Below are 21,281 nucleotides of genomic sequence, written 5' to 3'. Positions count from 1 at the left end.
GCTCCCTGMTCAGGCGGCGAGCAGGAGCGCGTCGCCGAGGCGGCCGGCGTCGGCCCGTGCCGTCAGCGAGCTCATGCTGGTGAGCACGGGGGCGTCCTCGGAACGGATGGGGCCGCGGGCCGTCAGCGTCGTGACGCCGGCGAGCTCGCGCCCGGCCGCCGCGGTGACCCTCTCGCCCGGGGCGGGTGCCGTGAGGTCCACGACGACGCGACCCTCGGCGAGCGCGAGCTGCGCGTGCGCGGTGCCGATGAGGTCGACGAGCCGCAGCCCGAGCGCCCGGCACACGGCGGCGAGCACCTCGGACGAGGCCTCCTTGCGGCCGCGCTCCACCTCCGACAGGTACGCGATCGACACCCGGGCGTCCGTCGCGACGTCGCGCAGCGTGCGGCCGGCGCGCTCGCGGTGCTCCCGCAGGATGGCGCCGACGAGGCGCCGGAGCAGCGGCTCGGGCCGGTGCTCGAGGTGCGTCAGGTGCGGGGTCATCGCGTCCTCCGGATGGTGCGGCAGCTCTTCCGGCCACGCTAGCCCGCGATCCGGGCCGGGCGCCGTCGTGCCGCGTCTGCCCTCAGCGGAACGCCGCCGGCGCGACCCGTCGTCCGGTCAGCTCGACACGTCCGCCGTCGTGAACCGGCTCCACGCCAGCGCGCCGAAGATCACCACCCACGCGACCTGCAGCGCGAGCCCCTGGCCGAGCACCCCCCAGTCGGGCTCCAGCCGCAGGAACTCCGCGAAGTCGAGCCAGTGGTGGGTCAGCAGCGCGGGCGCGATCGCGTGCAGCTGGGGCAGCTGGTCGAGCACGCCGCAGACGATCGCGGTCACGACCGTCGCGGCCATGGCGCCGACCGGCACCTCGGTGAGCGTCGAGAAGAACAGCCCGACGGCGACCAGCCCGGTCATCGAGAGCCCCACGTAGGCCACGACGCCGGCGATCCGGAGCACCCCGGCGCCCAGCGGCACCGTGGTCCCGGACAGCAGCGTGACGCCGTGCAGCCCGAAGTAGGCGCCCCCGGTCACCAGGCCGACGATCGCGATGGCCAGCACGGCCGAAGCCGCGAACGCGAGCGCGCCGACGGCCTTGACCGCGAGCAGCCGACCCCGCGCCACGGGCACGGTCAGCAGGTAGCGCAGCGTGCCGGTCGACGCCTCGCCGGCGATCGCGTCGCCGGACGCGATCCCGATGGTCAGCGGCAGCAGGAACGGCAGGCAGAGGAACAGGGACGCGACGACCAGGAACAGCCCGTTGCCGGTGACCTGCCCGATGAACCCGGGCCCCTGGCCGTCCAGCGCGGAGTCCTCCGTGAGGAACAGGACCGTGCCCAGCAGCAGCGGGACCAGCGCGAGGCCGCACAGCAGGACGAGGTTGCGGCGTCGGCCCAGCACCAGGCGCAGCTCGCTGCGGGTGAGCCGCAGGAGCGAACCGCGACGCGGGGGCGCCAGCTCAACGAGCGACATCGAAGCCCTCCCCGGTCAGGCCGACGAAGATCTGCTCGAGGTTGGGCCGGCGGACCTCGAGGCCCAGCAGGTCGACGCCCGCGTGCACCAGGGCGGCCGACACCTTCTCTGGCGGCACGCCGCTCAGCAGGCCGCTGACGGTGACGCCGGTGGCGCGGACCTCGGTCACCCCCAGGCCGGTGAGCACCTCGGCGGCGGCCCCGACGTGGTCGGCCGACGTCTGCACCGACACCCGGGCCGCGCCGCGGTCGGTGAGCGCGGCGCGGTCGCCCTGCATCAGCAGGTGACCGCGGCCCATGATCCCGACGTGCGAGCAGACCTGCTCGATCTCGGCCAGCAGGTGCGACGAGACCAGCACCGTGGTGCCCTGGTCGGCCAGCTCCCGCACCAGGTTGCGCACCTCGCGCGTGCCCTGCGGGTCGAGCCCGTTGGTCGGCTCGTCGAGCACCAGCAGCTCGCGCGGCCGCAGCAGGGCCGCCGCCAGCCCGAGCCGCTGCTTCATGCCCAGCGAGTACTGCCGGTACGGCTTGGCCGCCGCGGCCCCCAGGCCCACGCGCTCCAGCGCCTCGTCGGTCCGCCGGCGGGCGGTCGCCGGGTCCGCGGTGGCGTCGCTCGCGTCCAGCCGGCCCAGGTTGGCGCGGCCGGTCAGGTACGGGTGGAACGCCGGGCCCTCGACCAGCGCGCCGACCCGCGGCAGCACGACGGCGCCGCCCTCGGGCATCGGCGACCCGAGCAGGAACGCGCGCCCGCTGGTCGGTCGCACCAGGCCGAGCAGCATGCGGATCGTCGTCGTCTTGCCCGAGCCGTTGGGCCCGATGAAGCCGTAGACGGCCCCGCGCGGGACCTGCAGGTCGATCGCGTCGACGGCCACCTGTCCCGACCGGAACCGCTTGGTCAGGCCCTCCGTGCGGATCGCGAGGTCGGGCGCGGCCGCGCCCGCTGGGGGCACGGCCGCGGTCGACGGTTCCGTCACTTCGCCGCCAGGGCCTGGAGGGTCGCGCCGGGCACCGCACCGACGAGCACGCGGCCGTCGTCGGTGACGAGCACGGAGAGCAGCGCCGACGAGAGCAGCCGGCCCTCGGGGACCGTCGTGGTCAGCGCGTCGTACAGCGCGGACGTGTCGAGGGAGCCCATCGGGCCGCCCGAGCCGTCCTTCGGCACGAACTCGTTGTACAGCTGCTCGGCGCCCTGCGAGCCGAACGACTTGTCGACGCCGGGCAGGCCGGCGGCGGCGGTCGGGTCGCCGGCGAGCAGCGCGGCGACGTCGATCCCGGAGGACTGCACGACGGTGTCCCAGCCGGTGCCGGTCACGGTCACCCCGTCGGGCAGCTGGTGGGTCTGGGCGTCGGGCAGGGTGGCGGCGGGCTCCTCGGGGAGCGGCACGACCACGTCCCGGGTGGACGCACCGGCCGGTGCCGAGAACGCCAGGACGGAGTCGGCCGGCGTCGCGAACGACACGTCGGTGAACCCGATCTCGAGCGCGGGCGTCTGGGTGTCGGCCTTGCTCCACACCTGCACGCGCAGGGGCGTCGAGGTCTTTGCGTCCACGGCCACCACGATCCTCCCGACGAGGGTCGTCTGGCTGGTCGGCGTCACCACGAGCTGGTAGGCGGCGTGCCCGGCGACCTGCGTCTCGGAGTCCAGCGTCACGCTCGACGACGCCTTGGCCAGCCCGACTGCCTCGCGGCCGGCCTCGGCGGGCGTCGGCAGGTCGCTCTGGACCGGCAGCTGGCCGGCCTGCGCCTGCGCCGACAGGTCGTCGTAGCGCGCGGCGTCGGCGGCGCTGAGGCTGTAGTGCACGACGGCGTCGTCGGTGCTCGAGTACGTCCACGCCTGCGGGCCGTCCTGCACCACGGAGTACTCGGACGTCGGACCCAGCAGCGCGACACGTGAGCGCTCGCCGCCGTCCGACCAGACGCGCATCGTCGACGAGCCGCTGAGCAGCGCGATCGGGTCGGCGCCCCCGACGTCGCCGAACGGGAGCTCAGGCAGCCCGAGCCGCGCGGTGTAGACGACGGTCCCGGACAGCGGCGACGGCTCCGCGGACGCCACCTTGGCGGCGAGGTCCTCGGGGCTGATCGTCGGCAGGCCCTCGTCGCCGGCGGAGGCGAGCAGCGGCGGTGCGACGAACGCCAGGCCGACCGCGACGGCGGCGACCACGGGGACGGCCCAGCGGGCTCGGGGCGAGAGGGTGCGGCGGGACTCGTTCATAGGACCAACTGTGCATCGTGCCTGCTGAGGGCATGCTGAGAGCATCGTGCGCCCCCGTGGTCCGGGCAGTGCGATGCTGGCCAGGTGCGGGTCCTGGTGGTCGACGACGAGCGCGGGCTCGTGCGCGCCCTGCACCGCGGCCTGACCGCCGAGGGGTTCGCGGTCGACGTGGCCTACGACGGCGAGCGGGGGCTCGAGCTGGCCTCCGAGGACACCTACGACGCGATCGTGCTGGACGTCATGCTGCCCCGGCGCAACGGGTACGACGTCGTGACCGAGCTGCGCGCGCGGGACGTGTGGACGCCGGTGCTCATGCTCAGCGCCAAGGACGGCGAGTACGACGTCGCGGACGGCCTCGACGTGGGGGCCGACGACTACCTGACCAAGCCGTTCGCGTTCGTCGTGCTGGTGTCGCGCCTGCGCGCGCTGCTGCGGCGGCAGGGTCAGGTCCGCCCGCCGGTGCTCACGGTCGGCACGTTGGTGCTCGACCCCGCGACGCGCAGCGTGAGCCACGGCGGCGACCCGGTGGCGCTGACCACCCGCGAGCTGGCCCTGCTGGAGTACCTCATGCACCACGCCGACCGCGTGGTCGGCAAGGTGGAGCTGCGCGACCACGTGTGGGACGGCACGGGCGAGGACGTCAACGTCGTCGAGGTGTACGTCGGCTACCTGCGCCGCAAGCTCGGCCGTGACGTCGTCGAGACGGTCCGCGGCGCCGGGTACCGCGTGGCGGGCTAGCGGTGCCGGCCGGCGTCCGTCGGGGCGCGTCCCTGCGGCTGCGGCTCACCGTGCTCGCGTCGGGCGCGCTGTGCGTGGCGCTCGTCGTGGGTGCGGTCGCGCTCACGGTCGTCCTGCGGAGCACCCGGGTGGACGTCCTGTCCGACGTGGTCCGCGAGCGCGCGGCGACCGTGGCGGCGCTGGCGTCGGACGACCGGCTGCCCGACACGCTCCCGGTGGCCGAGCCGGGTGAGATCGTGCAGCTGATCGACGCCGACGGCGCGGTGCTGGCCACGTCCCCGAACGCGAGCCGGACCCTGCCGGTGCTCCCGATCGGCGAGCTGGCGGGGCTCAGCGGTGTCTCGACCACGGAGCAGAGCGCGTACGACGACGTCGCGCGGGTCGCCGTGCAGCCCACCACCTACCGGGGCGAGCCGGCGACGGTCGTCGCGAGCGTCCCGCTCACCGAGGTGCAGGGCGTGCTCGACGCGCTCCGCCTGGCGCTCGTGGTCGTCGTGCCGCTGCTCACCCTGACCCTCGCCCTCGTGGTGTGGGTGATCCTCGGCCGTGCGCTGCGGCCGGTCGAGGAGCTGCGCCGGGGGGCCGCCCAGGTCGCGTCGTCGGGCGGACCGGGGTCGCTGCCGGTGCCCGACCGGGACGACGAGCTCGGGGCGCTGGCCCGCACGCTGAACTCGATGCTCGACCGGCTCGAGGCCGGCGCGGCCCGGCAGCGGGCGTTCGTCGCCGACGCCGCGCACGAGCTCCGGTCCCCGCTGGCCGCCCTGCGCACGAGCATCGAGGTCGCGCGAGCACACCCGACCTCCTACGGGACCGAGGAGCTCGCGGCCGACCTCGAGGGCGAGGTGCTGCGCATGCAGGTGCTGGTGGACGACCTGCTGCTGCTCGCGCGCGTCGGCTCGACGCCGCTGGTGCACGAGGAGCTCGACCTGCTCGCCGTGGCCCGCGACGTGGTCCGGCCCGGTGGGGCGGTGGCCGTCACCGTGTCGGGGGCGGGGCACGCCCGGGGGGATGCCATGGCGGTGGGCAGGGTGCTGCGCAACCTCGTCGACAACGCAGCGCGGCACGCCGTCGACCAGGTCGAGGTGGTGGTGACCGACGGCCGGGTGCGGGTGGACGACGACGGCGCCGGGCTCGCCCCGGGCGACCGGGAGCGGGTGTTCGAGCGGTTCGTGCGGCTCGACGAGGCCCGTGAGCGGGACGCGGGCGGCAGCGGCCTCGGGCTCGCGATCGCCCGTGAGATCGCCCGGGAGCAGGGCGGGGACGTGGTGCTCGGCGATGCCGACCTCGGGGGTTTGCGGGCGGAGCTCCGGCTGCCGCGGTGGGGTGCCTCGACGTAGTTTGGGACCCACGAGCCCGCGGAGGTGACGATGACCGAGCACGACCCCGTGCGCGACGCGGCCCGGTACCGGGCCGACCGCGACGCCGCACGCGACGGAGCGCCCGACGCGGCCGACGGCCCCCCGCAGGCCGTCGGACGGATGGAGAACAGGCACCTGTGGGTCGACGTGGTGATCGACCAGGCGATCGCCCGCGGGGAGTTCGACGACCTGCCGCTGGCCGGCAAGCCGATCCCCGGCATCGGCACCCAGCACGACCCGGACTGGTGGCTCAAGGCGCTGATCGCGCGCGAGCAGATCACGGGCGTCCTGCCCGAGGCGATCCAGCTGCGCAAGGACGACGCGGCGCTGGTCGGGCGGCTCGACGCGCTGCGGTCCGAGAAGGACGTGCGCGAGGCGCTGGCGGAGTTCAACGCGCGGATCGTCTCCGCGCGACGGCAGCTGATGGGCGGCCCGCCCGTGGTCACCCCGCTGCGCGACGTGGAGCTCGAGGTCAGGCAGTGGCACGCGCGGCGGACGCCCGCGGTGACGGTGGAGCCGGTCGAGCCGACCGTGCGGCGCCGGTGGTGGCGCCGGGCCGACTGAGGGTCAGCGGTCCTCGAGGGCCGGCAGGATCGTCGTGGGGATGGCGAAGGCCAGCGTGATCGACAGGATGCCGCCGGCGAAGACCCACGGGCCCCAGTCGCCGACGTTGAAGGCCACCGTGAACAGCGCGAGGCCGAGCAGGAACAGGATGGCCGGGAAGACGACGGCCAGGGCGCGGCCGCCGGGGGCGCTGGACCCCTCGCGACGCTCGATCACCGGGTAGCTCATGGGACGTCCTCCTGGGTGCTGCGGCGGCCCCCGGCGTCGGATCCACCGGGGGCCACCAGCGTAGCCAGTGCTAGACGACCTGCGCCGCCTCACCCGCCAGGATCTCGTCCGACGCCTCGTCCGGGGAGCCGTGCGGCGACGGGGCCGCCCGCACGAAGAACGCCGCCGGGATGGCCGCCAGCGAGATGAACGCACCCACCAGGAACGCCGAGTGGATGCCCCCGGCGGTGGCGTCGAGGACGTCCGCGCCGCCGGCCGCGAGCGTGGCGCTCTGGGCCGTGAGGACCGTGATGAACAGCGCCGTCCCCGCTGCACCGGCGACCTGCTGGACCGTGCCGACGACCGCGCTGCCGTGCGAGTACAGGTGCGCGGGCAGCGACCCGAGGGCGGAGGTGAACAGCGGCGTGAACATCAGCGCGAGACCGATGCTGAGCAGCACGTGGGACGCCAGCAGCAGCCACGACGAGCTCGTCGTGCCCAGCATCGTGAAGCCCCAGGCCCCGGCGCTGACCACGACGGCTCCCGGCACCAGCAACGGCCGCGGGCCGTACCGGTCGTAGGCGCGCCCGACGCTCGGCGCGAGGACGCCCATGAGCAGGCCGCCGGGCAGCAGGAGCAGGCCCGTCTGCAGCGCCTCCAGCCCGAGCACGGTCTGGGCGTACAGCGGCACCAGGATCAGCGTGCCGAACAGCGACATCATGCTGATCGCCATGACGCCGACCGAGATGCGGAACGTCGACGACGAGAAGGTCCGCAGGTCGAGCAGGGCGTCGTCCACCTTCTGCAGCTGGGTCTGGCGCCAGATGAACACCGCGAGGGACACGGCGCCGACCCCGAGCGAGACCCACGTGACGGTCGAGATGCCCGTCGTGGCCGCGGCGCCGAGCCCGCTCAGCCCGTAGACCAGGCCGCCGAACGCGAACGCCGACAGGATGACCGAGCCGACGTCGACGCGCGCGAGCTTGGGCTCGGTGAGGTTCGGCAGGCGCATGGCACCCAGCGCGAGGGCGCCGACCGCGATCGGGAGCACCAGGGCGAACAGCCAGCGCCAGTCGAGGACGCTCAGCACCAGGCCGGAGATCGTCGGACCGATGGCCGGGGCGACCGAGATGACGATGGAGATGTTGCCCATCGTGCGACCGCGGCTGGCGGGCGGGGTGACCGTCATGACGGTGGTCATGAGCAGGGGCAGCATGATCGCGGTGCCGCCGGCCTGCACCACGCGGCCGGCGATGAGCGTCCCGAACCCGGGCGCCAGCGCGCAGATCGTCGTGCCGACGCTGAACAGGGTCATCGCGGCGATGAACGTGGTCCGCGTGGTGAACCGCTGGATCACGAAGCCGGTCACCGGGATGACGACCGCCATCGTCAGCATGAACGCCGTGGTGACCCACTGGGCCGTGCTCGCGGGGATGTCCAGGTCGGTCATCAGGTGGGGCAGGGCGACGCCCATGATCGTCTCGTTGAGGATGACGACGAACGTCGAGATGAGCAGCAGGCGCACGGCCAGGCGGTCGCGCGGGCCGTTGTCCGGCACGGCGTCCTCGCGTGCAGCGCCCGACGGCGGATGGGTGGTGGTCAGGGTCTCGTCGGTCACAGCGGTCACCTCAGGGTGCGGGAGGAAGGATGTGGCGCGGCCGACGTGGTCGGCGCGGACGGTGTGCACAGTCTGTGCGGGCCGACCCTGCGGGGTCGACGTCTTTCGCGTTCAGGAGAACTGCCCGGGGGTTCAGAGCCCCAACGGCCAGGTCGCCCGGACCTCGATGCGCCCGGCGTGGGCCATCGGGTGGGCGGCGGCCCGCTCCAGCGCCTCGTCGAGGTCCTTGCACTCGAGGACGTCGAAGCCGGCGATGAGCTCCTGCGTCTCGGCGAACGGGCCCTCGGTCACCAGCAGCCTGCCCGAGCGGACCCGGACGGTGCGGGCGTCCTCGACCGGCCGCAGGCGGTCGCCCTCGACGGTCAGGCCGCGCCGGTCGTTCTCGGCCACCCAGTCGCGGATGTCGTCGCCGGGGTCGGTGTCGGGCTCGGTGTCCGTACAGATCAGCAGCAGGAAGCGCATGGGTCCTCCGGTTCGGGGAAGGTCGGGCTGTCATCTGTTGGACGAACCCGGTGCGCCCGGATCGACACTCGCGGGCGACCAATCTCAGTGCAACGGTCGCGCGCGGGGTGCGCGCGGCCCGAAGCGGGGGGCGTTCGCCGCGCCGGTGATCTCGATCAGGCGGATGACGCGCTGCCGATGACCGGCCCACGGCTCGAGCAGGCGGAGCATCCCGGCGTCGTCGGTACGCCGGCCCGTCAGCGCCCAGCCGACCAGGTGGGCCAGGTGGAAGTCGCCGACGGAGACGGCGTCCGCGTCGCCGAGCGCGCGCGACGTGATCTCGGCGACGGTCCACGGGCCGATGCCGCGCACCGTGAGCAGGCGTCGCCGCGCCTCGGCGATCGGCAGGTCGACGCCCTCCTGGAGCCGGTGGGCCACGGCGGCGGCCCGCGCGACCGTGCCCGCGCGCTGCTCCTCGACGCCGGCCCGTCGCCAGTCCCACACGGGGACCGCGCGCCAGGTCTCGGCCGTCGGGGGCACCCGCAGCGTCCGCGGGGCGGGTCCGGGAGCGGGCGTGCCGTGCTGCAGGACCAGCCGGCGCCAGGCAGCCTTCGCGTCGAGGCCGACGACGCGCTGCTCGAGCACGGCCGGGACGAGCGCCTCGAGCACGTTCGCCGACCGCGGGATCCGCAGCCCGGGCAGCCGGTGGTGGGCCTCGCGGACGACCGGGTGCAGGGCGGCGTCGAAGCCCGTGGGGTCGTCGCCGGCGCCCAGCAACCCGGGCACGCCGGCCAGGGCACGCTCGGCGCCCGGTCCCCAGGCGGTCGCGTGGATCCCGTCCGAGCGTCGCACGAGGTGCCGGGTGGCCGGGCCGTCCGGGGTCGACGTCGCCTGCCACACGGACCCGTCCGGGGCGAACCACCACGCCGGGTCGCCCGCACCGCGCCGCAGCGGCCCGAGGGTGAGCCGGACGTCGACCGGCGCCGCCGGACGGTAGACCGACGCGAGCCACGCGTGCTCGTTGGTCGGCGCGGGGATCACGCCTCCACTATGCGCCGCCGTCCCCGCGCGACGAAGCACGGCACACTGCCTGCATGACGATCCGCACCGGGATCTCCGGCTGGCGCTACCCACCCTGGCGCGGCGTGTTCTACCCGGCCGACCTGCCGCAGCGTCGCGAGCTCGAGTACGCGTCGCGCGCGCTCACCTCCATCGAGATCAACGGCTCGTTCTACGCGCTCCAGCGCCCCGAGAGCTACCGCAGCTGGGTCGCCGAGACGCCCGACGACTTCGTCTTCTCGGTCAAGGGTCCGCGGTTCGTCACGCACCTCAAGAAGCTCGCAGACGTGCGCGTGCCGGTGGCCAACTTCTTCGCCAGCGGAGTCCTCGCGCTCGGACCCAAGCTCGGCCCCGTCCTGTGGCAGCTGCCGCCGAACCTCGGCTTCCACCCTGACCGGCTCGCGGCCTTCTTCGAGCTCCTCCCGCGCAGCACGGCCGCCGCGGCCGAGCTGACCACCGAGCACGACGAGCGGCTCGACGACCGGGCGTTGACCAGCACCGACGAGGACCGGCCCCTGCGGCACGTGCTCGAGGTCCGGCACGCCAGCTTCGAGGACCGGCGGTTCGTCGAGCTGCTCCGGGAGCACGGCATCGGGCTGGTGGTCGCGGACGCGGCCGGTCGGTGGCCCGTGATCGAGGACGTCACCGCCGACCTGGTCTACGTCCGCCTGCACGGCGAGACCGAGCTGTACGCCAGCGGGTACGACGACGAGTCCCTCGACCGATGGGCGGCGAAGGTCCGGGCGTGGGCCGCCGGCGACGAGCCGGCGGGCGCGCGGACGCTCGCCGGACCCGGTCCCGCGGCGGCCGGACGGGACGTGTTCGTGTACTTCGACAACGACACCAAGGTCCGCGCGCCCTACGACTCGATGGCGCTCGCGCGCCGGCTCGGGATCGCGCCGCAGGTCAGCGGCCCTTGAGCCGCTGGATCAGGCGCCGGTCACGCTTGGTCGGACGGCCCGCGCCGCGGTCGCGCTCGCCCGGGACCACGTGCTCCTTCGGCAGCGGCGCGGGGGAGCGGTCGAGGTAGCAGGCCACCGCCACCGGCGCGCCGACCCGCTTCACCACCGTGCGCTGCACGACGACGATCCGCTCGCGCTCGCCGCCGCGGACGTGCACCTCGTCGCCCGGGACCACCATCGTCGCGGGCTTGGCGCGCTCGCCGTTGACGTGCACGTGCCCGGCGCGGCACGCCGCCGCGGCCGCGGACCGGGTGGCGAACAGCCGCACCGCCCAGGTCCACGCGTCCACGCGCGCACGCGTCACCTCAGCCACGRCCCGAGCCTCTCACGACCGCCGACGGACGCTGAGCCCGCCGTCCGACCGAGGCGGTCGCCGGCCCCCGGCGGCGCGACATCCGTCGACCATGTCGTTGTCGACCTCATTCGGACCGATGGCGTCGACAAGCACATGGTCGGGCGCTCGGGCGCGCGCGACGGCCGTCCGCCGGTCGTCATACGGTGGAGCGATGACCTCCTCCTCGCAGATCGTCGCCGTGACCGGCGGCTATGTCGTGCCCGTCGCCTCCGAGCCCATCGAGGGCGGCACGGTCCTCGTCGTCGACGGGCGCATCACGGCGGTCGGGGCGGACGTCGAGGTCCCCGACGGCGCGCGGATCGTCGACGCCACCGGGCGCTGGGTCCTGCCGGGGTTCGTCGAGTCGCACGGGCACGTCGGCCTGCACGAGGAGGGCGAGGGGGCGGCCGGCAACGACACCAACGAGATGACGACCCCGAACGCGGCCGCGGTCCGGGCGATCGACGCGATCAACATCGACGACGAAGGGTTCCGCGACGCGCTGAGCGGCGGCGTCACGTCGATCGTGGTGAAGCCGGGCTCGGGCAACCCGATCGGCGGGCAGTCCGTGGCCATCAAGGCGTGGGGCGGGCGGACGGTCGACGAGCAGGTGATCTCGGCCTCGGTGAGCGTGAAGTCGGCGCTGGGGGAGAACCCGAAGCGGGTGTACGGGGAGCGCAAGCAGACGCCGTCGACCCGGCTGGGCACCGCGCTGGTCATCCGCGAGGCGTTCACGCGGGCGCAGCACTACCGGGCCGCGCGGTCGGCGGCGGCGACCAAGGGCGAGCCTTTCAAGACGGACCTGGCGATGGACACCCTCGCGCGCGTGCTCGACGGTGAGCTCGCCTGGGACCAGCACACCCACCGGCACGACGACATCGCGACGGCACTGCGGCTGGCCGACGAGTTCGGGTACCGGCTGGTCATCAACCACGGCACCGAGGCGCACAAGATCGCCGACGTCCTGGCCGAGCGCGACATCCCGGTGATCTTCGGCCCGATGTTCACCAGCCGGTCCAAGGTCGAGCTCCGCGACCGGGCCATCGCCAACCTGGCCACGCTCGCCGCCGCGGGCGTCCGGGTCGCCATCACCACCGACCACCCCGTGGTGCCCATCAACTTCCTGGTCCACCAGGCGACCCTCGCGGTCAAGGAGGGGCTGCCGCGCCAGACCGCCCTGGAGGCGCTGACCGTGAACCCGGCGACGTTCCTGCGCCTGCACGAGCGGGTCGGCGCGCTGGCGCCCGGGCTCGACGGCGACATCGTCGTGTGGTCCGGCGATCCCCTCGACGTGACCTCACGCGCCGAGCACGTGCTCATCGACGGGAAGACCGTCTACATGTGGGACGCCGAGGCCGGCCACGGCGTGGTCGTGGAGCGCTCGGCGCGCTTCGCGGAGTAGCCGCGCGCCGCCGGCCGCGCGCGTGTGCGGCAGCGGCTCTCGTCAGTCGCGGAGCTCGAGGTACTTGCTGATCAGCGCGCGGGTGGACGGGTCCTGTGCGGCGAGCGCGGCGGCGTCCCCCTGCACGGCGGGGGCGATCTCGAGCGCGAGCTTCTTGCCCAGCTCGACGCCCCACTGGTCGAACGAGTCGATGCCCCACACGACGCCCTGCACGAACGTGATGTGCTCGTACAGCGCGATGAGCTGGCCGAGGACGCTCGGGGTGAGCGACGAGGCCAGGATCGACGTGGTCGGGCGGTTCCCGGAGAACACGCGCGCGGCCACGATGTCCTCGGCGGTCCCCTCGGCGCGGACCTCGTCGGCGGTCTTGCCGAACGCCAGGGCCTTGGTCTGCGCGAAGAAGTTGGCCAGGAACAGGCCGTGCACGTCGACGCCACCGTCGGTGAGCGGGTGCGCCGGGTTGGCGACGGCGATGAAGTCGGCGGGGATGAGCCGCGTGCCCTGGTGGATGAGCTGGTAGAACGCGTGCTGGCCGTTGGTGCCGGGCTCGCCCCAGAACACCTCGCCGGTCTGCGTGGTGACCGGGGTGCCGTCCCAGCGGACCGACTTGCCGTTCGACTCCATGGTCAGCTGCTGCAGGTACGCCGCGAACCGGTGCAGGTACTGCGCGTACGGCAGCACGGCGTGCGTGTGCGCGCCGAGGAAGTTGACGTACCAGACGTTGAGCAGCCCCATGAGGACGGGCACGTTCTGCGCGAACGGCGTCGTGGCCACGTGCTCGTCGACGGCGTGGAAGCCGGCCAGGAAGTCGCGGAAGCCGTCGGGCCCGATCGCGATGGCCAGCGACGTGCCGATGGTCGAGTCGACCGAGTACCGGCCGCCCACCCAGTCCCAGAAACCGAACGCGTTCGCGGGGTCGATGCCGAACGCGGCGACCTTGTCGAGCGCCGTGGAGACCGCGACGAAGTGCTTGGCGACGGCCGCGTTGCGGGACTCGTCGTCGTYGGCCGTGCGCAGCTGCTCCCAGAGCCAGTCGCGGGCCAGGCGCGCGTTGGTCAGCGTCTCGAGGGTGCCGAACGTCTTGGACGCGACGATGAACAGCGTGGTCGTCGGGTCGAGGTCCTTGACGGTCTCCGCGAGGTCGCTGGGGTCGATGTTGGAGACGAACCGCACCTCGAGCCCGTCCTGCACGTACGGCTTGAGCGCCTCGTACGCCATGACCGGACCCAGGTCGGAGCCGCCGATGCCGATGTTGACGACGGTCCGGACGCGCGACCCGGTCACGCCGGTCCACTCGCCGGAGCGGACCTTGTCGGCGAACGCGAACATCGTGGTCAGCTCGGCCTGCACGTCGCGGTCGATGTCCTGGCCGTCGACGGCGAGAGACGGCGAGGCGCCGGGCGGGCGGCGCAGGGCCGTGTGCAGGACGGCGCGGTCCTCGGTCACGTTGATGTGGTCGCCCCGCAGCATGGCCTGCAGCCGGTCGGCCAGCCCGACCTCGTCGGCGAGCCGGACCAGCAGCGCCAGCGTCTCGTCGGTGACCAGGTTCTTCGACAGGTCGACCGTGAGGTCGGCCAGCGGGAGCGTGAGACGGGTGGCGCGCTCGGGGTCGGCGGCGAACCAGCCGCGCAGGTCGGGCGACAGCGTCGACTCGTGGACGCTCAGCTCCTGCCAGGCGGTCGTGGTCGTGGCGTCGATGGGCTGCGTGGACACGGTGTTTCCCTCTCGAGCGGGTCGGGGTGCGCGCGCGGTGGTCGCGACGGCGCCGGGTCCACCGTATTGCGCGGGCGGGACCGCTCGCACCGCGGTCCGTGGCCACGCGTCCGGCGACGGCGTCGTGCCCGGTTAGGTTGTGGCGCATGTCCCGCCTCCCCACCGCCGTCATCGCCGCCCTGACCCTGGTGGTCGGTTTCGCCGTCGCCGAGCTCACCGACGTGCGCGCCCTCGGCGGCGTCGTGCTGGTGGCGGGCGTGGTGTGGTGCGCGGTCCGGGCCCGGTCCGCCGGCTGGTGGCGGGTGTGCGCCGTGGTCCTGGTAGGCGCCGTCTGCGTCGCGGGATCGCACCTGCTCGGGCACGTCATCGGCGCCTGGCCGGCGGTGGTCGTGGCGGCGCTGGTGCTCGGTGCCGCGACGTTCCTGCTGGTGGACCGCCCGGTCGTCGCGGAGCGCGTCGCCTGAGATGAGCGCCCTCCTCGTCTGCTGCGGCCTGGCGACGCTGGACGTCGTGCAGGTGGTCGACCGCCTCCCGGGGGCCGACGAGAAGGTGGTCGCGCGCAGCCTCGAGGTGACGTTCGGCGGCCCTGCGGCCAACGCGGCGGCGACCGCGGTCGCGCTCGGGGTCCGCACCCGGCTGGTGACGGCGCTCGGGGCGGGACTGGTGGCCGACCTGGTCCGCGACGGGCTCGCGAACGCCGGCGTCGAGGTGGTCGACCTGCTCGACGGGCTGCCGGGGTCGCCGGCCGTCTCGACCGTGCTGGTCACCGCGGCGACGGGGGAGCGGGCCGTCGTGTCCGTCAACGCGACCGGTACCGCCGACCTGCCCGCGCCGGCGGCCGGCGTGCTCGACGGTGCGACCGCGGTGCTCGTCGACGGGCACCATCTCGAGGCGGGGGCGGCGCTCGCGGCAGAGGCGCGTCGACGTGGGGTGCCGGTCCTGCTCGACGGCGGCAGCTGGAAGCCAGGGCTGGACCGCCTGCTGGCGGTCGTCGAGCACGCGGTGCTCTCGGCGGACTTCGGGCTCCCGGGGGAGCCGGCGACTCAGGACGAGCTGCTCGGGCGGGTCGCGGCGCTCGGGCCGCGGGTGGTCGCCCGCTCGTCGGGCGCTGGTCCGGTGCGGGTGCGGGTCGCGACCGACGACGGCGACGTCTCGTGGTCCTCGATCGAGCCACCGGTCGTCGAGACCGCGGACGTCGTCGACACCCTCGGCGCCGGGGACGTGCTGCACGGCGCCACCKCCGCAGCGCTCGCCGCCGGTCAGCCGTTCCTCGGCGCGCTCGCCGAGGGGATCCGGTGCGCGAGCGACTCCGTCCGCCACCGCGGCGCGCTGGGCTGGGTCAGGGAGTAGGCCGTTCGGCCGACCCGGCGGAGTGCGGGCGGTGCTTAGGCTGCCTGCGTGATCCCCGACGCCCTCCGTCCGCTGTGGACGGCGCCCCGACCGCCGGGCGCGCCGGCGCGCGTCTGGCGGGACTGGGTGCTGGTCGGGCTGCTGGTGCCGGCCGCGGTCCTCGAGACCGTGCAAYGCCAGGACGTGACGTGGAAGGCCGCGTCCACGGTCGTCGCGGTCGTCACCGTGCTCGCGCTCCTGTGGCGGCGGACGCACCCGCTCGCCGTCGCGGTCGTCGTGTTCGGCGGCCTGGCCGTCGTCGATGCGGCGGCACTGGTGGCCGGCGCGGGCGAGTGGGGCCTGTACACGTCGGTGTGCATCCTGCTGGTGCCGTACGCGCTGGTCAGGTGGGGGAGCGGACGCGAGGTCGTGCTCGGGCTCGCCGTCGTGGTGGTCGCGCTGGCCCTGGGCGTCGCCGGACACTGGACCGGCATCGGCGACGCGGTGCTCGAGATCGTGTTCCTGCTGTCACCGGCCGCGATCGGCGCCTGGGTGCGGTTCGTCGCGACGTCGCGGCTGCGCGAGCAGGACCAGGTGCGCCTGCGGGAGCGCGAGCAGCTCGCGCGGGAGCTGCACGACACGGTCGCGCACCACGTCTCGGCGATCGCCGTCCGGGCGCAGGCGGGCCGGGTCGTGGCGGCCACCGATCCCGACGCCGCGGTCGACGCCTTGCGACTCATCGAGGCCGAGGCCTCGCGAGCGCTGACCGAGATGCGGCTCATGGTCGGCACGCTGCGCGACGGTGGAGCCGCCGCGGACCTGGCCCCGCAGCAGGGGATCGCGGACATCGAGCGGCTGGCCAAGGCCGTGGACGGGCCGCCGCGCGTCGAGCTGGAGCTGTCGGGGGAGCTGGACGACCTGCGTCCCGCGGTGGGCGTCGCCGTGTACCGGCTCGCGCAGGAGTCGATCACCAACGCCCTGCGCCACGCCCGCCACGCCTCCCGGATCCGGGTGCTCGTCGCCGGTGACGACGACTGCGTGCGCCTGACGGTGTCGGACGACGGCGAGGTCCAGGCGCGGGGCGGGACCGGGTACGGGTACGGGATCGTCGGCATGACCGAGCGAGCGGCGCTGCTCGGGGGGACCCTGGACGCCGGCCCCGGCGCGGAGCGGGGCTGGACCGTCGAGGCCGTGCTGCCGAAGGTCGGGGCGGCGCGATGACGACCGAGGAGCGGGCGACGCGATGACGATCCGGGTGCTGGTGGCCGACGACCAGGAGATCGTGCGGACCGGCCTGGCCATGATCCTGGCCGCGCAGCCCGGGATCGAGGTGGTCGCCCAGGCCGGCGACGGGCGTCAGGCGGTGGCGCTGGCCCGCGAGCTGCGGCCCGACGTGTGCCTGCTCGACATCCGGATGCCCGAGATGGACGGCATCGAGGCGACGCGGCGGCTGGCCGGACCGGACGTCGCGGACCCCCTGGCGGTCGTCGTCATCACCACGTTCGACCTCGACGAGTACGTGCACGGGGCGCTCAAGGCGGGTGCGCGCGGGTTCCTGCTCAAGGACGCGGGGCCCGAGCTGCTGGTCCAGGCGGTGCACGCGGCCGCCGCCGGCGACGCCCTGATCGCCCCGAACGTCACGGTCCGCCTGCTCGCGACGTTCGCGGCCGGCGGCGACGGGCGGCCCGCGGCGCAGCCGATCGCCCCGCTGACGGGCCGCGAGGAGGAGGTGCTTCTCACCGTGGCGCGGGGGCGGACCAACTCGGAGATCGCCGACGAGCTGCACATCAGCCTCGGCACGGTGAAGACGCACCTCGGCAGCCTCATGGACAAGCTGGGSGCGCGGAACCGGGTGGAGCTCGCCATGTGGGCGTTCGAGACGGGCCGGATGGGCCGCTAGCTAGCCGAGGGCCTCGCGGACCAGCGGGGCGACCCGGGTGCCGAGCAGCTCGATCGACCGCAGCGACTCCTTCTGCGGCACGCCGGACAGGTCCATCTGGAACGACTGCCGGTCGTGGTGCAGGACCTCGTGCAGCGCGACGATCCGCTCGGCGATCTGCTCGGGCTCGCCGACGAAGTACGCGCCGCCGCGGGCCGCCTGCGCCTCGTAGGAGATGCGGTTGGGCATCGGGAACCCGCGCTCGGAGGAGATCCGGCGCATCGACTCCAGCCAGTACGGGTAGAAGAAGTCGCGGGCCGCCTTGCCGTCCTCGGCGAAGAACCCCATGCCCGCGACGGAGACGAAGCGGTCGCTCGCCTCGTGCCCCGACTCGGCGTGCGCGCGCCGGTACAGGTCCACCAGCGGCGCGAACTGGGCGGGCTGCCCGCCGATGATCGCGTAGCTGATGGGCAGCCCGAGCACGCCCGCGCGCACCGACGACTGGGGGTTGCCGCCGGTGGCGACGGCGATCCGCAGGTGCTGCCCGCGACCGGGGTGGTCGAACGGGCGGGGGAGGACCAGGGCGTCGTCGAGCGCGGAGCGGAACCGGCCGCTCCACGTCACGCGCTCCGACTCGTCGAGCCGCAGGAGCAGCTGGATCTTCTCGTCGTAGAGCTCGTCGTAGTCGTCGAGCGACGCCCCGAACAGCGGGTACGACTCGATGAACGAGCCTCGACCGGCCAGCAGCTCGACCCGGCCCTCGGAGAGCAGGTCCATCGTCGCGAACTGCTGGAAGACGCGGACGGGATCCTCGGTCGACAGCACCGTCACCGCGCTGCCGACGGTGAGCCGGGACGTCTGCGCGAGGGCCGCGGCGATCACCGTGGACGGCGAGGAGATCGCGTAGTCCGGGCGGTGGTGCTCGCCGATCCCGACGTAGTCGAGGCCCACCTCCTCGGCCAGCCGGACGCGCTCGAGCACGTCCCGGATGCGCTGGCCGGGGGAGACCTGAGCCCCGGTGACCGGGTCGGGGTGGACGTCGCCGAACGTGTACAGACCGAGCTCCATGACCATGCGAACGCATCGACCGCGGCGCCTGTTCCCGGCGTTCCCGCAGGTGGGAGCGTCGCTGCACGTCATCGGCGTGGACGCGTTCCCACCGGGGCGGACTGAAACGTCACAACGAGATGACGGGATGAGTCCCCATTGTGAACGTCCGGTCACGATGTGGTCACGGTCACAGAAGTGAGTTGACTTCGATTAGTAAGGAAGGTCTACTAACAAACGTGACAGCGACCACGCAGCCCCTCGCGGCAGCACGCGGAGTCGGTCGGGCACTGCGCCCGACCGGCAAGGTGCTGCCCGAGCACGCTCGTGCGCACAACCGGTCGCTCGTGCTCGCCCACCTGTTCCACATCGGCCCGGCGTCCCGCGCCGACATCGCCCGCAGCACCGGCCTCACCCGCGTGACGGTGTCCGGTCTGGTGGCGGACCTGATCGCCGAGGGCCTGGTCGAGGAGCTCGGGGTCCGCGCCGAGGGCAAGGTGGGCAAGCCCGCCACCCTCGTCGGCATGCGGACGTCGGACTTCCAGATCGTCGCCGTCGACCTCACCGACGACTCCCGCCTGCTGGGTGCCGTGATGACGCTCGTCGGCGGCGTGGTCGTGCGCCGCTCCGTCGCCCTGGAGGGCCGCACGGGTGCCGCCGMCGCGGAGCTCGTGGAGGAGCTGTGCCGCGAGCTGCTCGCCGCCGCGACCCGCCCGGTCATCGGCGTCGGCATCGCGTCCCCGGGTGTCATCGACCTCGCGGGCACCGTCGTCCAGGCGCCCAACCGGGGCTGGTTCGACCTCCCGCTCGCCGCGGACCTCACGCGGGCGCTCGGCGTCCCCGTGCACGTGGCCAACGACGCCAACACCCGGGCGCTGGGGGAGTTCACGTACGGCGGCGCCGCCGGGTCGGGCTGCATGGTCGTCACCATCGGCCAGGGCGTCGGAGCGGGCATCGTCGTCGACGGCGCGCTCGTGCTCGGCCGGCACCACGCCGCGGGCGAGATCGGCCACGTCACCGTGGTGGACGGCGACGTGCGCGACGAGCCCCCGCTCGACTGCGCGTGCGGCCGCTCGGGCTGCCTCGAGACCGTGCTCAGCGTCCCGGCCCTGCGCCGCCGGACCGCCGGTCTGTCTCCCGAAGACTCCGACGCCGCCCTGGCGTCGGTCGGACGGTTGCTGGGCATCGCCCTAGCACCCGTCGTCAGTGCGCTCGACCTCGCCGAGGTCCTGCTCTCCGGTCCGCCGGAGCTGCTGGACGGACCTCTGCGCGACTCGGCGCTCGCCACCGTCCGCTCCCGGACCATGCCCGTCATCGGGCACGGGCTGGCGCTGCGGATGGGATCCCTCGACGAGGACGGGGCTCTCGCTGGTGCGGCAGTCCTGGTCCTGTCAGGCCAGCTGGGGGTCTCGTGACGACCCCCAGCCGGCCCACTGCAGGTCGGAAGAACCACCCGGCGACGCCACCCGGTGCTCGCCTCGCTCACGGGAGGAACCCCAACGTGAAGATCCTACGTTTCGCGGCCGTCGGCGTGGCGGCCGCGCTCACGCTCGCGGCCTGCGGCAACGGCGACGACGCCGGTGACTCGGCCAGCACGCCCGCCGGCACGCCCGAGCCCGCCACGATCAAGCTGTGGCTCAACGGCACGGACACCCCGGACGCGCTGCGTGAGTACCTCACGACGACGTTCGAGTCCGAGAACCCGGGCTCCAAGCTCGTCATCGAGCAGCAGGACTGGAACGGCCTGGTCCCGCGCCTGCAGACCGCGCTGGCCTCCGAGGACCAGACCCCCGACGTGGTCGAGATCGGCAACACGCAGTCGCCGACCTTCACCTACGCCGGCGCGTTCGCCGACATCACCGACATGTACGACGAGCTCGGTGGCGACAAGCTGCTCCCCGGCTTCGTCGCGGCGGGCAGCGCGGACGGCAAGTTCTACGCCGCTCCGTACTACTCCGGTGCCCGTGCCGTGTTCTACAACAAGGACGCGTTCACGGCGGCCGGCGTCGAGGTCCCCACGACGCTCGCCGAGTTCACCGAGGTCGCCAAGAAGCTCCAGACGGACACGCAGTCCGGCTTCTGGCTGCCCGGCCAGGACTGGTACAACGGCGCCGCGTGGATCTACACCAACGGTGGYGACCTCGCGGTSCAGGAMGGCGACACCTGGAAGGGTGCSCTGTCCTCGCCCGAGTCCATCAAGGGTCTCGAGGAGGTCCAGGACCTSTTCRMSAACGCGACGMACGCSCCGGCCGACAGCGACTCGAACGAGCCGTGGGTCCCGTTCAACGCGGGCCAGGCCGCCATGTTCTCCGCGCCGACGTGGGCCCGGTGGAGCATCGACCTGCCGCAGTGCAACCAGGGTGTCGCCGCTGACGACAAGTCGGACGCCGCCAAGGCCAAGCTCGCGGACCAGCAGAAGTGCAACGAGGAGCACACCGGCATCTTCCCGCTGCCGGGCATCGAGGCCGGCTCGTACGCGAACGGCTTCGCCGGTGGCTCGAACATCGCCATCGCGGCGAAGTCCAAGCACCCGGAGCTGGCCAAGAGCCTGCTGAAGATCATGTTCACGGAGGACTTCCAGAACATGCTCGGCCAGAACGGCCTGATCCCCGGCAACACGGACTACGCCGCCTCCATGGGTGACGACGTCTACGCCAAGGCCGCCGTCGCCGCCGCCCTCAACGCCAAGCTCACGCCGGCCGCCGAGAAGTGGGCGGACGTCGAGGGTGACCGCATCCTGGAGGACTTCTTCCAGAAGCTCGCCACCGGTGCGGACGTCAAGGAGACTGCCGCTGCGACGGACAAGCTCATCGAGGACGCGCTGAACTGATCCCGGCTCCGGCCGGCCGCCTCCCCACCCGGGGTGCGGCCGGCCGGGACCAGACCGGTCGGACGACCTCCGACCGATCGACCGCACGACGATCACGGTCGACCGATCCCCGATCGTCCGACCACCTGATCCGGGCG

The 21,281-nt window shown here is 73.8% G+C and carries 22 protein-coding genes; 11 read left to right on the top strand and 11 right to left on the bottom strand.

Annotation, left to right across the window (positions count from 1 at the left end; all coding sequences use genetic code 11):
• Positions 1–9: 9 nt before the first annotated feature.
• From ACXJKG_RS04820 to ACXJKG_RS04805, 4 genes are all read right to left on the bottom strand, one after another.
• Positions 10–483, bottom strand: a complete 474-nt coding sequence (locus tag ACXJKG_RS04820; RefSeq protein WP_456844627.1) for a helix-turn-helix domain-containing protein — start codon at positions 481–483, stop codon at positions 10–12.
• Between the two features lie 117 nt (positions 484–600).
• Positions 601–1,452 (bottom strand): ABC transporter permease, encoded by an 852-nt coding sequence (locus tag ACXJKG_RS04815; RefSeq protein ID WP_456844626.1) that lies wholly within the window; start codon positions 1,450–1,452, stop codon positions 601–603.
• Positions 1,439–2,401, bottom strand: coding sequence for an ABC transporter ATP-binding protein (locus ACXJKG_RS04810; RefSeq protein WP_456844625.1), 963 nt, complete (start codon positions 2,399–2,401; stop codon positions 1,439–1,441). The genes ACXJKG_RS04815 and ACXJKG_RS04810 overlap by 14 nt, the downstream gene beginning before the upstream one ends.
• Before the next feature lie 20 nt (positions 2,402–2,421).
• On the bottom strand, positions 2,422–3,663 hold the full coding sequence (locus tag ACXJKG_RS04805) for a LolA family protein (protein WP_456844624.1): 1,242 nt from the start codon (positions 3,661–3,663) through the stop codon (positions 2,422–2,424).
• An 84-nt stretch (positions 3,664–3,747) separates the two neighbouring features.
• On the opposite strand from ACXJKG_RS04805, the gene ACXJKG_RS04800 reads away from it, so the two are divergent.
• Genes ACXJKG_RS04800 through ACXJKG_RS04790 form a run of 3 tightly spaced genes read left to right on the top strand, consistent with a single transcriptional unit; the run spans position 3,748 to position 6,323 of the window.
• The gene (locus ACXJKG_RS04800) at positions 3,748–4,401 is read left to right on the top strand and encodes a response regulator transcription factor (protein ID WP_456844623.1); all 654 of its coding nucleotides are present in this window, start codon (positions 3,748–3,750) and stop codon (positions 4,399–4,401) included.
• 2 nt (positions 4,402–4,403) lie between these two features.
• Entirely contained in the window at positions 4,404–5,738 is a 1,335-nt protein-coding gene (locus ACXJKG_RS04795) for an ATP-binding protein (RefSeq protein ID WP_456844622.1), read from the top strand.
• A gap of 30 nt (positions 5,739–5,768) precedes the next feature.
• Complete coding sequence (locus ACXJKG_RS04790; protein WP_456844621.1) at positions 5,769–6,323, top strand: DnaJ family domain-containing protein; 555 nt, start codon at positions 5,769–5,771, stop codon at positions 6,321–6,323.
• 3 nt (positions 6,324–6,326) lie between these two features.
• On the opposite strand, the gene ACXJKG_RS04785 is transcribed toward ACXJKG_RS04790, so the two are convergent.
• From ACXJKG_RS04785 to ACXJKG_RS04770, 4 genes are all read right to left on the bottom strand, one after another.
• Positions 6,327–6,551, bottom strand: a complete 225-nt coding sequence (locus tag ACXJKG_RS04785; RefSeq protein ID WP_456844620.1) for a hypothetical protein — start codon at positions 6,549–6,551, stop codon at positions 6,327–6,329.
• A 70-nt stretch (positions 6,552–6,621) separates the two neighbouring features.
• Positions 6,622–8,148, bottom strand: coding sequence for an MDR family MFS transporter (locus tag ACXJKG_RS04780; RefSeq protein WP_456844619.1), 1,527 nt, complete (start codon positions 8,146–8,148; stop codon positions 6,622–6,624).
• A 132-nt stretch (positions 8,149–8,280) separates the two neighbouring features.
• Positions 8,281–8,610, bottom strand: a complete 330-nt coding sequence (locus ACXJKG_RS04775; protein ID WP_456844618.1) for a YciI family protein — start codon at positions 8,608–8,610, stop codon at positions 8,281–8,283.
• Positions 8,611–8,694: 84 nt separating this feature from the next.
• Positions 8,695–9,630, bottom strand: coding sequence for a DNA-3-methyladenine glycosylase family protein (locus ACXJKG_RS04770; protein WP_456844617.1), 936 nt, complete (start codon positions 9,628–9,630; stop codon positions 8,695–8,697).
• Positions 9,631–9,683: 53 nt separating this feature from the next.
• Here ACXJKG_RS04770 and ACXJKG_RS04765 point away from each other — a divergent pair, with 53 nt between their 5' ends.
• Positions 9,684–10,568, top strand: coding sequence for a DUF72 domain-containing protein (locus ACXJKG_RS04765; RefSeq protein WP_456844616.1), 885 nt, complete (start codon positions 9,684–9,686; stop codon positions 10,566–10,568).
• Here ACXJKG_RS04765 and ACXJKG_RS04760 read toward each other — a convergent pair.
• Positions 10,555–10,923, bottom strand: a complete 369-nt coding sequence (locus tag ACXJKG_RS04760) for an RNA-binding S4 domain-containing protein (RefSeq protein WP_456844615.1) — start codon at positions 10,921–10,923, stop codon at positions 10,555–10,557. The two genes, ACXJKG_RS04765 and ACXJKG_RS04760, sit on opposite strands and share 14 nt — an antisense overlap.
• Positions 10,924–11,116: 193 nt before the next feature.
• Between ACXJKG_RS04760 and ACXJKG_RS04755 the strand changes: the two genes are divergently transcribed.
• On the top strand, positions 11,117–12,346 hold the full coding sequence (locus tag ACXJKG_RS04755) for an amidohydrolase (RefSeq protein ID WP_456844614.1): 1,230 nt from the start codon (positions 11,117–11,119) through the stop codon (positions 12,344–12,346).
• Between the two features lie 42 nt (positions 12,347–12,388).
• On the opposite strand, the gene pgi is transcribed toward ACXJKG_RS04755, so the two are convergent.
• Positions 12,389–14,059 (bottom strand): glucose-6-phosphate isomerase, encoded by a 1,671-nt coding sequence (gene pgi, locus ACXJKG_RS04750; protein ID WP_456844613.1) that lies wholly within the window; start codon positions 14,057–14,059, stop codon positions 12,389–12,391.
• A 146-nt stretch (positions 14,060–14,205) separates the two neighbouring features.
• Here pgi and ACXJKG_RS04745 point away from each other — a divergent pair, with 146 nt between their 5' ends.
• From ACXJKG_RS04745 to ACXJKG_RS04730, 4 genes are read left to right on the top strand one after another with little or no spacing between them, the layout of a single operon-like run.
• On the top strand, positions 14,206–14,523 hold the full coding sequence (locus ACXJKG_RS04745) for a hypothetical protein (RefSeq protein ID WP_456844612.1): 318 nt from the start codon (positions 14,206–14,208) through the stop codon (positions 14,521–14,523).
• A 1-nt stretch (position 14,524) separates the two neighbouring features.
• Positions 14,525–15,409, top strand: coding sequence for a PfkB family carbohydrate kinase (locus ACXJKG_RS04740; protein ID WP_456844611.1), 885 nt, complete (start codon positions 14,525–14,527; stop codon positions 15,407–15,409).
• 48 nt (positions 15,410–15,457) lie between these two features.
• Positions 15,458–16,609 carry a sensor histidine kinase gene (locus tag ACXJKG_RS04735; protein ID WP_456844610.1) on the top strand — a complete coding sequence of 384 codons (1,152 nt, stop codon included), beginning with the start codon at positions 15,458–15,460 and terminating at the stop codon, positions 16,607–16,609.
• 22 nt (positions 16,610–16,631) lie between these two features.
• Complete coding sequence (locus ACXJKG_RS04730) at positions 16,632–17,288, top strand: response regulator (protein ID WP_456844609.1); 657 nt, start codon at positions 16,632–16,634, stop codon at positions 17,286–17,288.
• Here ACXJKG_RS04730 and ACXJKG_RS04725 read toward each other — a convergent pair whose 3' ends face one another.
• The gene (locus ACXJKG_RS04725) at positions 17,289–18,335 is read right to left on the bottom strand and encodes an LLM class flavin-dependent oxidoreductase (RefSeq protein WP_456844608.1); all 1,047 of its coding nucleotides are present in this window, start codon (positions 18,333–18,335) and stop codon (positions 17,289–17,291) included.
• A gap of 218 nt (positions 18,336–18,553) precedes the next feature.
• On the opposite strand from ACXJKG_RS04725, the gene ACXJKG_RS04720 reads away from it, so the two are divergent.
• Both ACXJKG_RS04720 and ACXJKG_RS04715 read left to right on the top strand, forming a co-directional pair.
• Complete coding sequence (locus ACXJKG_RS04720; RefSeq protein ID WP_456844607.1) at positions 18,554–19,729, top strand: ROK family transcriptional regulator; 1,176 nt, start codon at positions 18,554–18,556, stop codon at positions 19,727–19,729.
• Between the two features lie 86 nt (positions 19,730–19,815).
• Positions 19,816–21,144, top strand: a complete 1,329-nt coding sequence (locus ACXJKG_RS04715; protein ID WP_456844606.1) for an extracellular solute-binding protein — start codon at positions 19,816–19,818, stop codon at positions 21,142–21,144.
• Positions 21,145–21,281: the final 137 nt, after the last annotated feature.

The sequence above is a fragment of the Cellulomonas sp. P5_C6 genome (assembly GCF_054049635.1).
This window is presented reverse-complemented; position numbering and strand designations above follow the sequence as displayed.